This is a genomic window from Pseudonocardia sp. P-1, assembly GCF_058111925.1.
In genome coordinates this window covers 5,256,644-5,271,420 of the sequence record NZ_CM176614.1, presented here as the reverse complement: position 1 = coordinate 5,271,420, position 14,777 = coordinate 5,256,644, and the positions used below count along the sequence as shown (strand labels likewise).

Here is a 14,777-nt window from a genome sequence, read left to right as displayed (position 1 = left end):
GATCGTCCTCCGAACCGTTCGGACGGCGCCCGGGGTCGGACGCCACGTCAGTACCCGCTCGGGTAGCGGGCGGGACGGTTGCGAAGCCTACTCGTCGGTCCGCCCAGCGCTCGCTCTGATGCGGTGGGCGGTGGATCGTGGACGGGCGGGCGGCGCGCCCCCCGCAGGCGGGTCACCGGGGCACCCGGACGGGCACGACGGGCGGCCGGGCGGCCGCGCCGGAGGGGTCCTCACTCGAACCGCGACGGGTCCCCCGCGCCGTGCCGCACGATCTCCGGCTCGTCGCCGGACAGGTCGACGACGGTGGTCGGCTCGGTGCCGCAGTCCCCGGAGTCGATGACCGCGTCGACCTGGTTCTCCAGCTCCTCCTTGATCTCCCAGCCCTGCGTCATCGGCTCGTCGTGGCCGGGCAGCAGCAGCGTCGAGGACAGCAGCGGCTCCCCCAGCTCGGCCAGCAGCGCCTGGGTGGTGGCGTGGTCGGGGGTGCGCACCCCGACGGTCTTCTTCTTCGGGTGCAGCAGCTGCTTGGGCACCTCCTTGGTGGCCGGGAGGATGAAGGTGTAGCTGCCCGGGGTGGACGCCTTCACCGCGCGGAACACGGAGTTGGAGATCTGCACGAACTGCCCGAGCTGCGCGAACTCCGCGCACACGAGGGTGAAGTGGTGCCGGTCGTCGAGCTTGCGGATCTGCCGGATCCGCTCCAGGCCGTCGCGGTTGCCCAGCGAGCAGCCCAGCGCGAAGCACGAGTCGGTCGGGTAGGCGATCAGGCCGCCGGACCGCACGAGGTCCACGACCTGTCCGATGCTGCGCGGCTGCGGGTTCTGCGGGTGCACGTCGAAGTACCGGGCCATCGCGGCAACGTACCGGCTCGGCGGCCCACCCGGGGAGTTCGACGACCGGGCGGTCGCGGTGCGGCGGGAAACCGTTGCCCGCGATGCGCGGGGGGGGCCAGGATGCGATCCATGCACGTCGTGGAATACCGGCCGGAACGGCACGAGTTCGCCTGGACCTTCGGTGGCGTGCCACCGGTGCGCCGGGTCGCGCCCGGGACCTGCCTGCGGCTGTGGACCGAGGACGCGTTCTCCGGGCGACTCACGTCCACCTCGGACCGTCCGAGCGCGGTGCTCGACATGAGCGAGGTGAACCCGCAGACCGGGCCGTTCCACGTGGAGGGCGCCGAGCCGGGCGACACCCTGGCCGTCCACCTCGTGGAGCTGACCCCGGCCCGGGACTGGGGTGCCTCCACCCTGATCCCGCTGTTCGGGGCGCTGTCGACGACCGACCGCACGGCGCTGCTGCACGAGCCGCTCCCCGAGCGGACCTGGATCTACCAGCTCGACCGGGCCGCGGGGACGGTGCTGTTCGAGGCGACGAGCGCGGACCTGCGCCTGGAGCTGCCGTGCAACCCGATGCTCGGCACCGTCGGCGTCGCCCCGCCCGGGCGGGAGGTGCGCAGCTCGCTGGTGCCCGACGTGTTCGGCGGGAACATGGACACCCCGGAGATGCGCGCCGGGGCCACCTGCTACCTGCAGGTCAACGTGCCCGGTGCGCTGTTCTCGGTCGGCGACGGCCACTACCGACAGGGCGAGGGCGAGAGCTGCGGCACGGCCGTCGAGGGCGCGATGGACGTCGTGCTGATCGTCGAGCTGATCAAGAACGCCCCGGTCCCGGCGTGGCCGCGGATCGAGACCGACACCCACTACGTCGTCGTCGGGTCCTCCCGTCCGCTGGAGGACGCGTGGCGGGCCAGCCAGGTCGGGATGATCGCCTGGCTGGGCGAGCTGTACGGGCTGGACCGGCTGGACGCCTACCAGCTGCTCACCCAGGCCGCGGAGTCGCCGCTGGCCAACGTCGTCGACACCAACTACAGCGCCGTCACCAAGATCGCGAAGGCGCTGCTCCCGGCCGCCGCGGCCTACGGCGGCGTCCACCGTCACCTGCGCGAGCAGGCCCGCTCCCTGTGAGAGAGGCCCATTCCATGGACATGCTGCTGAACGGACGTGTCGTGCTCGTGACCGGAGGGTCGCGCGGGATCGGGCGCGCGGTCGTCGCCGGGCTGGCGGCGGAGGGCGCGCGGGTCGCGTTCTGCGCCCGCGACGCCGACGGGGTCGCCGTCGCCGAGCAGGAGCTGCGCGCCGCGGGTGCCGGCGAGGTGGCCGGGACCGCCGTCGACGTCGCCGACGGCGAGGCCCTCGGCCGCTGGGTCGCCGACAGCGCCGAGCGGTTCGGGGCGGTGGACGCGGTCGTCGCGAACGTGAGCGCGCTGGCGATCGGCCCGGGCGAGCAGAACTGGCGCTCGAGCTTCGAGGTCGACCTGCTGCACACCGTGCGCCTGGTGGAGGCCGCGCTGCCGCACCTGGAGCGCAGCGACGCCGCCTCGGTCACCGCGGTGTCCAGCGTGTCCGGCCGCGAGATCGACTTCGCCGACGGCTCCTACGGCGTCATGAAGGCCGCGCTCGTGCACTACGTCTCCGGCCTGGCGTTCGACCTCGCGCCGAAGGGCATCCGGGCCAACGCGGTCTCCCCCGGCAACGTCTACTTCCCCGGCGGGGTGTGGGCGAACGTCGAGCAGCACGACCCCGCGCTGTACGCGCACGCGATGGGGCTCAACCCGACCGGCCGGATGGGCACCCCGGAGGAGACCGCCTACGCGGTGGTCTCGCTGGTCAGCCCGCGGGCGAGCCGGATCAGCGGCACCAACCTGGTGGTCGACGGGGCGCTGACCCGCGGGGTGCAGCTCTGACCCCTCACCCCAGCGCCTCGCGCACCACGCGCTCGGCGGGCGCGGTCCCGGCCGGCAGGTCGAACGCCGGCTGGCTCGCGGGCCCCAGCGGTGGCTGGGCGATCACCCGGGGCCGCCGGGCCGCCGGGGACATCGCCTGGGCGCGGTGCACGACGAACGGGTGCACCAGGTAGACGTCGCCGGCCCGGCCGCAGGCCGCGACCTCCGGGCGTCGCGCCGTCGCGGGAACGGCCTCGCCGCAGAACCGCAGCCAGTCCGCACCGGCCGCACCGCGGGGCGCGAGCAGTGGCGCGACGTCGCGGTGGGATCCGGAGCGCAGCAGCGTCGGGGCGTCGTCCGGGCCGACGTCGGAGTAGAGGAACAGCATCAGCAGGGACCGGCCCCGCGAGTCCACCGACAGCCGCGGTCCGCCGTCGGGCCCGGTGAAGGAGGACTCGACGTGCCATCCGTCGTCGCCGGGTGCACGACAGCGGGCGGCCGCCGCCGTCGTGAACGCGCCCGGGACGTGCACCCAGCCCTCACGGACGAACTGCTCGATCATCGCGCCACAGGGTGCCCCGGTGACGCGCTCGCGGCGACCGGTTTCCCGTCGAACCGGACACTCCATCCCGAACCGGTCCCGGGTTAGGGTCACCTCACCTGACCGAAGGAGACCGTCCGTGACGCCGCCCCGGGCCGCGGTGGCCCTCGCCGCCCTGCTCACCCTGTTCCTCGCCGCGTGCTCCGCGCCCGGCTCGGGCCCCACCGACGGCGGGGAGACCCGCACGGTCGCCACCGCACGCGGCGAGGTCGCGGTCCCGGCCGCGCCGAGGCGGGTCGTCGTGCTGGAGCCGGTGCAGCTCGACACCACCGTCGCCCTCGACGCACCGCCGGTCGGGGCCGGGGTCCTGTCCGAGGGCACCGGGGTGCCCGCCTACCTCGGCGACGCCGGTGCGCAGGTGGCGGTCGTCGGGACCGTCGCCGAGCCCGACCTGGAACGGATCGCGGCCCAGCGACCCGACCTGATCCTGGGCACCGAGTCCCGGCACGCCGCGCTGTACGACCGGCTGACCGCGATCGCGCCGACGGCGTTCATGGCCTCGCAGGCCGACCCGTGGCAGGACAACGTCCGCTTCGTCGGCCGGGCGCTCGGCCGCGAGGCCGACACCGAGCAGCTGCTCACCCGCTACCGAGACCGCTGCGCCGAGGTGGCGCGCACCCACGACACGGCCGGGCGGACCGCGCAGATGATCCGCCCCCGCGACGGTCTGCTCACCCTGTACGGGCCGACGTCGTTCGCGGGCAGCACCCTGGAGTGCGCCGGGTTCACCATCCCGCCCCGGGACTGGGAGAACTCGATCTCGGTGGACCTGTCCCCCGAGCTGGTCCAGCAGGCCCGCGCCGACGAGGTGTTCCTGACCGCGACCGACCCGGCGTCGCCGTCGGCGGTGCCACCGGCCGTCCAGGCGGTGCGCGCGCAGGTCTTCCCCCGGCTGCACCCGGTCGACCAGTCGGTCTGGATCACCGGCGTCGGGCCGCTCGGCGGGCAGAGGGTGCTCGACGACATCGAGCGGACGCTGGGCCGGTGAGCCCCCTGTCGGGGTCGCCGAACGTCCTGTTCGCCGCCCGGGTGCTCGCCGTCGGCGTGCCCTCCCCCGGGTTCCGGCGGATCGTCCTGGGCGGTCCGGAGCTGTCGCGGTTCGCCCCGCACGGCCGGGACCAGCGGGTCAAGCTGCTGGTCCCGCCGGACGACGGCTACCCCGCCTCACTCACCTCCGGCCTGCCGGAACGCGAGTGGCGGGCCCGGCTGCGGAAGCTGCCCGCCGGCACGCGGCCGGTGCTGCGCAGCTACACCCCGGCCGCGGTCCGGCCGGGGCGCGGTGAGGTCGACCTCGACGTGTTCCGCCACTCCCGGCCGGGCCCGGCGAGCGCGTGGGCCGCGGTCGCCCTCCCCGGCGACGCCGTCCTGCTCTCCGGGCCGGACGTGCGGCGCGGCAACCCCGGTCACGGCGTGCAGTGGGACCCGGGCCCCGCCACCGAGGTACTGATCACCGGCGACGAGACCGCGCTGCCCGCCGTGCGCGGCATCCTCGCCGCGCTCCCGCCGCACCACCGGGGCCGGGTGCTCGTCGAGGTCGGCGACCCGGCCGACGCCGTCGGGCTCACCGACGCCCATCCGGGGGTGACGGTGGAGGTCTGCCGGCGGCCCGGGCGCCCGCTGCTCGACGCCGTCGCCGACTGGGCCGACGCCCACGGTGCCGCGGCCGCCCGCCTCGGCGAGCACTTCTACGCCTGGAACGCCACCGAGAGCACGCGGGTGGCGCGGGTGCGGACGATGCTGCACGAGGCGGGCGTCGCCCCGGACCGGGTCCACGCGCAGGGCTACTGGCACGACCGGCCCCGTCCCGCTGCCCGCTGATCACCCGGCCGTCATCCGGGTGTGGCCCTGCGGCCATGACCGGCGCGCAGCGTTGCCACACGTGGACGAGACCCCGGTCGAGCCTCAGGCCGACGCCCCCGACACCCTGATCCCGCACCCCGCCGCGGCCGACCCCGGGCACTTCCGGGTCGACGACTCCGACGACGACGACCCGACTCTCGTCGGTCCCGAGGGCAGCCCGGTCGAAACCTGGCGCCAGGGCTACCCCTACGACGACCGTCTGTCCCGCCTGGAGTACGAGCGCCAGAAGCGGCTGCTGCAGATCGAGCTGCTGAAGCTGCAGAACTGGGTCAAGGACACCGGCAACCGGATCGTCGTGCTGTTCGAGGGCCGCGACGCCGCGGGCAAGGGCGGGACGATCAAGCGGTTCACCGAGCACCTCAACCCCCGCGGCTGCCGGGTGGTGGCGCTGGAGAAGCCGACCGAGCGCGAGGCCGGCCAGTGGTACTTCCAGCGCTACGTGCAGCATCTGCCCTCGGCCGGGGAGATCGTGCTGTTCGACCGGTCCTGGTACAACCGGGCCGGCGTCGAGCGGGTCATGGGCTTCACCGACCCCCGCTCCTACATGGAGTTCCTGCGGGCCACCCCGGAGCTGGAGCGGATGCTCGTGCGGTCCGGGGTCCACCTGGTGAAGCTGTGGTTCTCGGTGTCACGCGACGAGCAGCGCACCCGCTTCCTGATCCGTCAGGTCGACCCGGTGCGCCAGTGGAAGCTGTCCCCGATGGACCTCGCCTCACTGGACAAGTGGGAGGCCTACACCGAGGCCAAGGAGGCGATGTTCTTCTACACCGACACCAAGGACGCTCCCTGGACGGTGATCAAGAGCAACGACAAGAAGCGCGCACGGCTCGAGGCGATGCGCCACGTCCTGGGCCTGTTCGACTACCCCGGCAAGGACACCGGGGTGGCGTCCCCGCCGGACCGGCTCATCGTCGGGCCCGCCGCGGAGATGTTCGAGCAGGACGAGGGCCCGAACCGCTTCCCGCCGCTGACCGACAAGCACCACTGACCCGCGGGGGCGACGCTCAGGCGGGCTCGGCCACCAGCGTCATGGTCAGCGAGTGGCCGAGGCCCAGGCCGGGTCCCGCGGCCCGTTCGAGTCCGAGCAGGGTCCCGGCGAGCCGGTCGGCGTCGGCGTCGGCGAGCGGACCCGCCCCCCGGTACGGCTCCAGGGCGCCGTTCCAGCGGTCGGCGAACCCGCGCAGCCAGGACAGCACCTCCTCCGGGGCGCCTCCGGTCGCGGGGGTGAACCGGAGGTCGTCGGGGTCGACCCGGGACGGGTCGCGGACCAGGTCGTTCACCAGGGTCCGGAAGCGCGGCACCGCCGGGTGGAAGGTGCCGGTGGCGGTGTGCCGTCCCACCAGGACCGACCGGTCGACGGCGGTGCGCGACACCAGCCGCGCACCGCTGCCGGCCAGCGCGGCGTCGACGGTGGCGTCGAGTTCGGCGCGGCCGTAGAAGGTCATCGGCTCGGAGATCGCCCCGCCGCCGCCGGCGAAGAAGCTCATCGCGTAGTCCCAGCGCTCGGTGCTCCAGCGGGGCTGCCACTCCACCGAGTACCGGCCGAGGACGTCGACGACGACCGCGGCGCGCCGCCCCCGGGCCGCGACGGCCGTCAGCACCGATCCCAGTGCGGCGACGAGCTCGTCGCGGGTGAGGTGGGAGTACGGCACCCCGCAGGACAGGTAGAGGTCGAACGCGCCGTCGGGCAGCGCGTCGCGCACGTCGCCGAGCACGAACGACGCCGACGGCGAACCGACGGTGTCCCGCGCGGTGGCGACCATCTCCGGATCGACGTCGAGACCGACGTAGCGCAGCCGGTCCTCCGCGACGATCGGCGCGGCGTCCGGTGCCGGGCGGGTGAGGAGGGCGAACCCGTCGGCGGTGCCGGACCCGACGTCGAGCACGGCGACCGGGGACCCGGGCCGCAGGTGCAGCGCGGCCAGCGCACCCGCGATGACCCGCCGGGTGACCGGCTCCTCGGAGCCGACCTTGACGGGGTCCCGTCGCGACGGGGACAGGTAGTGGGCGCTCGCGCCGCGGTAGGACGGGGCCTGCTCGGAACGGCTCACCGTTCCTTCCTACACCGAGAAGATCATTCTCGGCTCACCGCGGGCGGCCGGGGTCGGGCCGGCCGCCCGCGGGAGGTCAGCGGGGACGGCTCAGGCGAGGTCGTCCAGCTCGCCGTTCCTGATCGAGGCCAGGAAGGCGGCCATCTCGGTCGCCGGGAAGGCGAGCACGGTGCCGTGCGGGTCCCGCGAGTTGCGGACCGCCACGGTCCCCCCGGTCACGACGGCGAGCTCGACGCAGTTGCCCTGGTAGCCGCTGCGCACGCTCTTGCGCCACGCCAGCGAATCGATCGCCGCGGGGCCGCTCAGGTGCATCTGTTCCATGCGAATGCTCACCTCATCTGCACGTGCATTCTCCGTTGCGGAGAAGCTAGCAGGGGGCAAGCAGTTCGGTCGTGCAAAACAGGACGGACGCGCCCGGCGGTCGTCCGGCCGCGCCCGAGTGCGCCGCACCGGCCGTGGGCGGTCGGCATCGGACGGTGTCCCCCACTACCGGGGACAGTGGTGCCGTTCGTCGCCCGGGAGCGACGTCGGTGCAGGTCAGCGCTCGGCGCGCAGCTTGCTCAGGGCCTGCTTGGTCTGCTCCGGGCTGAGCGCGTCGACGGTGAGCCGGTCCATCGACCGGCCGTAGCGCTCGACGTCGGCCCGCTTGTCCAGATAGGAGGATCCGGTCATCTCCTCGAGGTAGACCAGGTCGGGCAGCTCGGGCTCGGCGAAGCGCAGCATGGTGAAGGCGTGCTCGGCGCCGTAGCCGGACAGGTCCCAGGGCAGCAGCTGGACGATGACGTTCGGCAGCGACGACAGCTCGACCAGGTGGTCGAGCTGGGCGCGGAAGACCGCCTCCCCGCCGACCGGCCGGTGCAGCACGGCCTCGTCGAGCACGGTCCAGAAGGTCGGGGCGTCCTTGCGGTGCAGCACGCGCTGGCGCCGCAGCCGCACCTCCAGGCGCTTCTCGACGTCGGCCCGCTCGGCGGGCGGCAGATCGGTGTGGCCGCCGCTGACGACCGCGCGGGCGTAGTCCTCGGTCTGCAACAGGCCGGGGACGAACAGCAGCTCGTAGGACGAGATCCGCGACGCCGAGGCCTCCAGACCCACGAAGTCCTCGAACCAGCCGGGGACGACGTCGTTGTACCGCGCCCACCAGCCGCTGGAGTTGCTCTCCTCGGCCATCGACAGCACCTGGTCGCGCTCGGGGCCCTCGGCGACGCCGTACATCGTCAGCAGGTCGGCCACGTCGCGCTGCTTGAACCCGACCTTGCCGGACTCCAGCCTGCTCATCTTCGAGTCCGAGCCGCGGATCGCGTACGCCGCGTCGGCCCGGGAGATGCCGGCGCGCTCCCGCAACCGGCGCAGGTGGGAACCGAGGACGATGCGCCGCGCGGTCGGGCCGCGGTCGGCACCGGGCGGGGTGGGGCTGTTCGGGCTGGGGACCACCGGGACGGGCTCCTGCGGGTTGCGGGGACTGCCGATCGGGTGACCCAGCCTACACAGCGGTTCCGCAGGTCGTCAGCGGTCTCGATCACCGGGCACGTCCGGACGGTGACGGTGCGTGCCCGTCGGGCCGGTCCGCTACGGTGGCCCGCACCGGTGATCGGCGCCACGACGGGCGCCGCCCGGGCACCGACCGAGGACCCGGCGCGACGGCGCCGACGACGCAGTGAGGACTCCGCCGATGGCCCAGCCGACCGAGGGTCGCGCTCCCGCGTACATCGACACGACCAAGGCCAGCATCGCCCGGGTCTACGACTACGCGCTCGGTGGGAAGGACAACTACGAGGTCGACCGGGAGACCATCGAACGGGTCCGGCAGGTGGCCCCCGAGGTCAACATGCTCGCGATCGACAACCGGGCGTTCCTCATCCGGGCGGCGCGCTTCGTCGCCACCCAGACCTCCATCACCCAGTACCTGGACTGCGGCTCCGGCCTGCCGACCGCGGAGAACACCCACCAGGTGGTGCAGCGGCTGCAGCCCGAGGCCCGGGTCGCCTACGTCGACAACGACCCGACCGTCATCGCGCACGGCCAGGCGCTGCTGGAGGACAACGAGTTCACCCGCTTCTCCGCCGCGGACATCCGCGAGCCGGAGACGGTGCTGGCCGACCCGACGGTCCAGGGCTTCCTCGACCTGGACCAGCCGCTCGCGCTGTTCCAGGTCGGCACCATCCACCACTTCGACGACGCCGTGGACCCGCAGGCGATCATGGCGCGCTACATCGAGCGGCTCGCCCCCGGCAGCGTCGTCGCGATCGCGCACTTCTTCGACCCGGAGAACGCCGACAGCGAGCTGGCCCGCCGGATGGAGCAGGTCTTCGTCCACAGCCCGATGGGCAGCGGCCGGTTCCGCACGCACGCCGAGATCAGTGGTCTGTTCCCCGGGCTCGAGCTGGTCGATCCGGGCATCGTCCCGTGCTACCGGTGGTGGCCCGACGGCCCGCAGCTGCGCACCGAGGACCCGGTGCAGCGCTGCATCGTCGGCGGGGTCGGCATCAAGCGATGAGTTCGCGGGGCCGCCGCGGTCGGAACGGGTGAGACCCACCGACCCCGGGAGTCCCCCGTGCCCGTCACCCTGGACCGCACCGCCGCGCTCCTGCACGACGCCGTCGACGCCGGGCGCGTGCCGGGGCTGGTCGCCGCCGTCGACGACCCCCGGCACGGCACCGCGGTGCACGTCCTCGGCGACGACGGCGCCGGACACCCGCTGCGCCGCGACACGGTCGTGCGGATCGCCTCGATCACCAAGCCCGTCGTCGCGGTCGCCGCGCTCGCACTCGTCGAGGACGGGATGCTGGACCTCGACGGGCCGGTCGCGGCGTGGCTCCCGGAGCTGGCCGCGCCGCGGGTGCTGCGCCACGAGGCGGCCGAGCTCGACGACACCGTCCCCGCGCGCCGGCCGATCACCCTCTACGACCTGTTGACCTACCGCTGCGGGATCGGGATGCTCCCCCGGCCCGGCGCCGATCTGCCCGTGCAGCGCGCCACCGCCGGGCTCGGCAGCGACGGGCCGCCCGGCAGCTACCCGCTGCCCGACCCCGACACCTGGACCGCACGGCTCGCCGCCGTGCCGCTCGTCGCGCAGCCGGGATCGCGCTGGCTCTACCAGACCAGCGGCGACCTGCTCGGCGTCCTGCTCGCCCGCCGCTGCGGGACCGACCTGCAGACCGTGCTGGCCGAGCGCGTGTTCACCCCGCTCGGCATGCGCGACACCGGCTTCTCGGTACCCGTCGCCGACCGGGACCGGTTCGTCCCGCTGCTGACCGCCGCACCCGGCGGCGGCTTCACGGTGACCGACCCGGTCGACGGCGCGTGGGCGGCCCCGCCGGTGTTCCCGTCCGGGGGCGGCGGACTGGTCTCCACCCTGGACGACCTGCTCGCGTTCTCCCGGGCCCTGCGCGGGGGCGGCAGCCCGGTCCTGTCCCCCGGCGCCGTCGCCGAGCTGACCACCGACCGGCTGAGCGCCGCGCAGCGGGCCGGCGCCGCCCCGTTCCTCGACGACGACTGCGGCTGGGGCCTGGGCCTGGCCGTCGAGGACGGCGGCCGCTACGGCTGGGACGGCGGCCTGGGCACCGGGTGGCGCTCCGACCCGTCGACCGGCGTGATCTCGCTGCTGCTGACCCAGGTGATGTGGGACGGGCCCGAGGGACCCGCGCTCGTGCACTCCTTCCGCGCCGCGGTGCACTCCTGCGTCGCCGAGGACCGTGCCTCGCCTCGGGGGCCGGCCGGCCCGTCCTCGGTTCGGAGGCCTGCCAGGTGTCCTGCGCCTCGGTCGAGCCGCTCGACCGAGTAGCCGGAGGGCTCGTCCTCGGTGCAGCCGCTCGGCGCCGGCCCGAGCGGGTGGCGGGGGTGCCGCACCCCGGGCGGCCCCTCGTGTCGCTCGCCCGCCTGCTCGAACCCAGGACGCGCTCGGAGAACGCCACGCTCGTCGCCCATGTCGCGCACGACGAGCGCGACATGGGCGACGTGGGTGAAGGTGCGCGTGCCGCTCCCGGTCACTGGATCCACACCGTCTTGGCGTTCACGAACGACAGCGTGCCGAAGCTCGCGAGCTCGCGGCCGTAGCCCGAGTTCTTGGCGCCGCCGAAGGGGACCTCCGGCGTCGAAGCGGTGATCTTGTTGATGTTCATCATGCCGGTCTCGATTTCGTCGACCAGGCGTTCCGCCTCGCCCGCGTCCTGGGTCCAGGCGCTTCCGCCGAGGCCGAAGCTCGAGTCGTTGGCGATCGCGATCGCCTCGTCGAGGTCCGTCGCCCGGAAGAGCAGCGCCACCGGGCCGAAGAGCTCCTCGTAGTAGGCCGGCGCGTCCTTCGGGATGTCCGCGAGCACCGACGCCGGGTAGAAGTTGCCCTTACCGCCCAGCGGCGTGCCTCCGGTCAGGAGCGACGCACCCGCGGCCACCGAGTCCCGCACCTGCCGGTCGAGCTCCTCGAGGCCCTGCGGTCCCGACAGCGGCCCGAGATCGGTGTCCTCGTCCATCGGGTCGCCGACCGTGAGCGCTTCCATCTTCTCCACGAGGAGCCGCTGGAACTCGTCGGCGACCTGCTCGTGCACGATGATCCGCTTGGCGTTGATGCAGGACTGGCCGTTGTTCAGGGTACGCGACGCCACGGCCGCGTCGGCGGTGGCGTCCAGGTCGGCAGAGGGCATCACGACGAAGGCGTCGCTGCCCCCGAGCTCGAGCACGCTGGTCTTGACGTTGCGCCCGGCGCGGGCACCGACCGCACGCCCGGCGGGCTCGCTGCCGGTGAGGGTGACGGCACGTACCCGGTCGTCGTCGACCACGGCCTCGATCATTTCCGAACCGATGAGCAGCGTCTGGAACACATCGCGCGGGAAGCCTGCCCGCACCAGCACATCGGAGATGGCCAGCGCGACCTGCGGCACGTTCGAGGCGTGCTTGAGCAGGCCCACGTTGCCGGCCATCAGGGCCGGGCACAGGAAACGGAAGACCTGCCAGTAGGGGAAGTTCCACGGCATGATCGCCAGCACCGGACCCAACGGCTGGTACCGGGTGAAGACCCGGGCGTTCGACGGTGCGTCCGCGGGCTCCCACGGGTGGTCGGCGAGGTGTTCGGCGGAGTGGTCGGCGTACCAGCGGCACCCCAGCGCGCACTTGCCGACCTCCGCCTTCGCCGCCACGAAGGTCTTGCCCATCTCCAGGGTCGCAAGCCCGGCCAGACGGTCGGTCTCGGCGTCGAGGATGTCGGCGGCGGCGCGCATCCACCCGGCTCGCTGCTCGACCGTCGTGTCGCGGTAGCCCTGGAACGCGTCCCAGGACCGCTGGATCCTGTCCTCGAGCTCCTGCTGGGTGAGGGAGTCGAACTCCCGGACCGTCTCTCCGGTTGCGGGATTCGTCGTCGCGATGGCCATACCGCAGGCCTACCCTTCTCGCCGGACCGCACACGCCGGACCGTTCGAGCGTCGAGCTGTTCCGCGCACTCGGAGGCCGTCCCGGCGTCGCCTGCCGCGGGGTCGCCCCGTCAGCGGGAACATGGCGTCGCTCGGCGGCACCCCCATGTCCCCGGCCGGCTCCACCCGCCCGGAGGTTTCGGCCCCGACCGGCCGGGCACGCGCTCCGCACGGGTGCACCCGGCCCGACGACGTAGATCTCGGAAACGTGCGGGTCGAGGACGGAGGGGCAGCCTGGCCGTCGCCGCACCGTTCCCACCACCCATCGAAGGAGGCGTCATGCCGGCCGAGACGACCGACGGGCCCGATCTGCACTCGATGACCGAGAAGCTGGCGACCGGCGCGAACTTCGCCTCGGTCGCCACGGTGCTGCCGAGCGGCCGTATCCAGAACCAGATGATCTGGGTACACGCGCAGGACGGCAAGATCGTCCTGAACACCGAGTCGCACCGCGTGAAGCACCACAACATCACCCGCGACCCGCGCGTCACGGTGCTGATCCGCGACGAGGCCGACCCCTACCGCTACGCGGAGGTCCGGGGGCGGGTCACCGACACGACGACCGGGCAGCAGGCCCGCGCCCACGTGGACCGGCTCGCGCAGAAGTACACCGGGCAGGACTACCCGCCTGAGGCGATCAAGTCCGAGCGGGTGATCTGGTGGATCACGCCGGAGCGCCAGACCGTGGTCGACCAGACCAACGGTGTCGCCGACTGACCTCCCGGCACGACGACGAGCCGTCCCGGACGGCGGTTCGGCGCGGACACCGTGGCCCGATTCCGGTGCCTGGTCCGCCCGCACCCCGCCAGCCGCTCACCCTCGCACTTCGCCGCACCACCGCATCGGCTGCGGTCCGACCACCGCCGTTCGCGAACGGCACCCGAAACAAGCGAAGGAGTTTGCTCATGAAGGCACTCGTCTATCACGGTCCGCGCCAGGTCAGCGTCGACGAGGTCCCCGACGCCCGGATCGAGAAGCCCACCGACGTCCTGGTGAAGATCACCTCGACCAATATCTGCGGGTCGGACCTGCACATGTACGAGGGCCGGACCGACTTCGACGAGGGCCGCATCTTCGGCCACGAGAACCTCGGTGAGGTCGTCGAGGTCGGCGGTGGCGTCGACAAGGTCCGGGTCGGGGACATGGTGTCCGTCCCGTTCAACGTCAGCTGTGGGCACTGCCGCAACTGCGAACACGGACTGACCAACTACTGTCTGGCCGCCAACGAACCCGGCATGGCCGGCGGCGCCTACGGGTTCGCCGACATGGGCGGCTGGGCCGGGGGGCAGGCCGAGTACCTGCGCATCCCGTGGGGCGATTTCCAGTGCCTGCGCCTGCCCGAGGACGCCAAGGAGAAGCAGAACGACTACACGATGCTCTCCGACATCCTGCCCACCGGCTGGCACGCGGTCGAGATGTCCGGTCTGGTTCCCGGCGAATCGATCGTGATCTACGGGGCCGGTCCGGTCGGTCTGATGGCCGCGCTGTCCGCGTCGGTGAAGGGTGCGGCGAAGGTGATGGTCGTCGACCGTCACCCCGACCGGCTCAAGCTGGCCGAGCAGATCGGCGCGATCCCGATCGACGACTCGAAGAGCTCGCCGGTCGACCAGGTCATGGAGCAGACAGGCGGCCGCGGCGCCGACCGCGGCGCCGAGTGCGTCGGCTACCAGGCCCACGACCCGCAGGGCAACGAGGACAACGCGCTGACCCTCAACAACCTGGTCGCCTCGGTGAAGTTCACCGGCGGCATCGGCACCGTCGGCGTGTTCATCCCCCAGGACCCCGGTGCCCCCGACGAGCTCGCCCAGCAGGGCAAGGCCCGCTTCGACTTCGGCACCTTCTGGTTCAAGGGCCAGCAGATGGGCTGCGGACAGGCACCGGTCAAGCGCTACAACCGCCACCTGCGCAACCTCATCGCCGAAGACAAGATCACCCCGTCCTGGATCGTGTCCCACAACCTGACCCTCGACCAGGCGCCGGAGGCCTACCAGCACTTCGACGCCCGCGAGGACGGCTGGACCAAGGTCGTCCTCAACCCCACCCGGCCCAGCTGAACGCCCCGGACGTCCGGGCGACCGAGCCCGCTGCCATCCGGCCCGTCATCGGCACGACGCGGCTCGACTTTTCGGCACGCGACGGGTCCG

15 protein-coding genes are annotated in these 14,777 nt (G+C 73.2%); 9 read left to right on the top strand and 6 right to left on the bottom strand.

Annotated features, from left to right (window positions below; all coding sequences use genetic code 11):
• Window positions 1-230 precede the first annotated feature (230 nt).
• Window positions 231-851, bottom strand: a complete 621-nt coding sequence (locus AC0GKK_RS25865; protein ID WP_489882774.1) for an L-threonylcarbamoyladenylate synthase — start codon at window positions 849-851, stop codon at window positions 231-233.
• Between the two features lie 111 nt (window positions 852-962).
• Here AC0GKK_RS25865 and AC0GKK_RS25860 point away from each other — a divergent pair, with 111 nt between their 5' ends.
• On the top strand, window positions 963-1,964 hold the full coding sequence (locus tag AC0GKK_RS25860; protein ID WP_073574494.1) for an acetamidase/formamidase family protein: 1,002 nt from the start codon (window positions 963-965) through the stop codon (window positions 1,962-1,964).
• 14 nt (window positions 1,965-1,978) lie between these two features.
• A complete protein-coding gene (locus AC0GKK_RS25855) occupies window positions 1,979-2,743 on the top strand; it encodes an SDR family NAD(P)-dependent oxidoreductase (protein ID WP_489882773.1) in 765 nt (254 codons plus the stop codon).
• Between the two features lie 4 nt (window positions 2,744-2,747).
• Here AC0GKK_RS25855 and AC0GKK_RS25850 read toward each other — a convergent pair whose 3' ends face one another.
• Window positions 2,748-3,284: a phytanoyl-CoA dioxygenase family protein gene (locus AC0GKK_RS25850; protein ID WP_489882772.1), complete on the bottom strand. Its 537-nt coding sequence runs from the start codon at window positions 3,282-3,284 to the stop codon at window positions 2,748-2,750.
• Window positions 3,285-3,402: 118 nt separating this feature from the next.
• On the opposite strand from AC0GKK_RS25850, the gene AC0GKK_RS25845 reads away from it, so the two are divergent.
• The 3 genes from AC0GKK_RS25845 (at window position 3,403) to ppk2 (ending at window position 6,171) form a co-directional block, all read left to right on the top strand.
• Window positions 3,403-4,311, top strand: coding sequence for an ABC transporter substrate-binding protein (locus AC0GKK_RS25845; RefSeq protein ID WP_405416612.1), 909 nt, complete (start codon window positions 3,403-3,405; stop codon window positions 4,309-4,311).
• Complete coding sequence (locus tag AC0GKK_RS25840) at window positions 4,308-5,141, top strand: siderophore-interacting protein (RefSeq protein ID WP_489882771.1); 834 nt, start codon at window positions 4,308-4,310, stop codon at window positions 5,139-5,141. The genes AC0GKK_RS25845 and AC0GKK_RS25840 overlap by 4 nt, the downstream gene beginning before the upstream one ends.
• A gap of 61 nt (window positions 5,142-5,202) precedes the next feature.
• On the top strand, window positions 5,203-6,171 hold the full coding sequence (gene ppk2 / locus AC0GKK_RS25835; protein ID WP_489882770.1) for a polyphosphate kinase 2: 969 nt from the start codon (window positions 5,203-5,205) through the stop codon (window positions 6,169-6,171).
• Between the two features lie 16 nt (window positions 6,172-6,187).
• Here ppk2 and AC0GKK_RS25830 read toward each other — a convergent pair whose 3' ends face one another.
• The 3 genes from AC0GKK_RS25830 to AC0GKK_RS25820 all read right to left on the bottom strand — a co-directional run bounded on the left by AC0GKK_RS25830 (window position 6,188) and on the right by AC0GKK_RS25820 (window position 8,665).
• Window positions 6,188-7,234 carry a class I SAM-dependent methyltransferase gene (locus AC0GKK_RS25830; protein ID WP_476651777.1) on the bottom strand — a complete coding sequence of 349 codons (1,047 nt, stop codon included), beginning with the start codon at window positions 7,232-7,234 and terminating at the stop codon, window positions 6,188-6,190.
• A gap of 90 nt (window positions 7,235-7,324) precedes the next feature.
• A complete protein-coding gene (locus AC0GKK_RS25825) occupies window positions 7,325-7,555 on the bottom strand; it encodes a DUF397 domain-containing protein (RefSeq protein ID WP_179762484.1) in 231 nt (76 codons plus the stop codon).
• Window positions 7,556-7,771: 216 nt separating this feature from the next.
• Window positions 7,772-8,665, bottom strand: coding sequence for a Sco1979 family transcriptional regulator (locus AC0GKK_RS25820; protein WP_346109167.1), 894 nt, complete (start codon window positions 8,663-8,665; stop codon window positions 7,772-7,774).
• Window positions 8,666-8,903: 238 nt separating this feature from the next.
• Here AC0GKK_RS25820 and AC0GKK_RS25815 point away from each other — a divergent pair, with 238 nt between their 5' ends.
• Window positions 8,904-9,728, top strand: coding sequence for an SAM-dependent methyltransferase (locus tag AC0GKK_RS25815; protein ID WP_489882769.1), 825 nt, complete (start codon window positions 8,904-8,906; stop codon window positions 9,726-9,728).
• 57 nt (window positions 9,729-9,785) lie between these two features.
• Window positions 9,786-11,015: a serine hydrolase domain-containing protein gene (locus AC0GKK_RS25810; RefSeq protein WP_489882768.1), complete on the top strand. Its 1,230-nt coding sequence runs from the start codon at window positions 9,786-9,788 to the stop codon at window positions 11,013-11,015.
• A 202-nt stretch (window positions 11,016-11,217) separates the two neighbouring features.
• Here AC0GKK_RS25810 and AC0GKK_RS25805 read toward each other — a convergent pair whose 3' ends face one another.
• On the bottom strand, window positions 11,218-12,594 hold the full coding sequence (locus tag AC0GKK_RS25805) for an NAD-dependent succinate-semialdehyde dehydrogenase (RefSeq protein WP_073574486.1): 1,377 nt from the start codon (window positions 12,592-12,594) through the stop codon (window positions 11,218-11,220).
• A 318-nt stretch (window positions 12,595-12,912) separates the two neighbouring features.
• Here AC0GKK_RS25805 and AC0GKK_RS25800 point away from each other — a divergent pair, with 318 nt between their 5' ends.
• Both AC0GKK_RS25800 and AC0GKK_RS25795 read left to right on the top strand, forming a co-directional pair.
• Window positions 12,913-13,350: a PPOX class F420-dependent oxidoreductase gene (locus tag AC0GKK_RS25800; RefSeq protein ID WP_073574485.1), complete on the top strand. Its 438-nt coding sequence runs from the start codon at window positions 12,913-12,915 to the stop codon at window positions 13,348-13,350.
• Window positions 13,351-13,538: 188 nt separating this feature from the next.
• Complete coding sequence (locus tag AC0GKK_RS25795; RefSeq protein ID WP_379673091.1) at window positions 13,539-14,687, top strand: glutathione-independent formaldehyde dehydrogenase; 1,149 nt, start codon at window positions 13,539-13,541, stop codon at window positions 14,685-14,687.
• Window positions 14,688-14,777 lie beyond the last annotated feature (90 nt).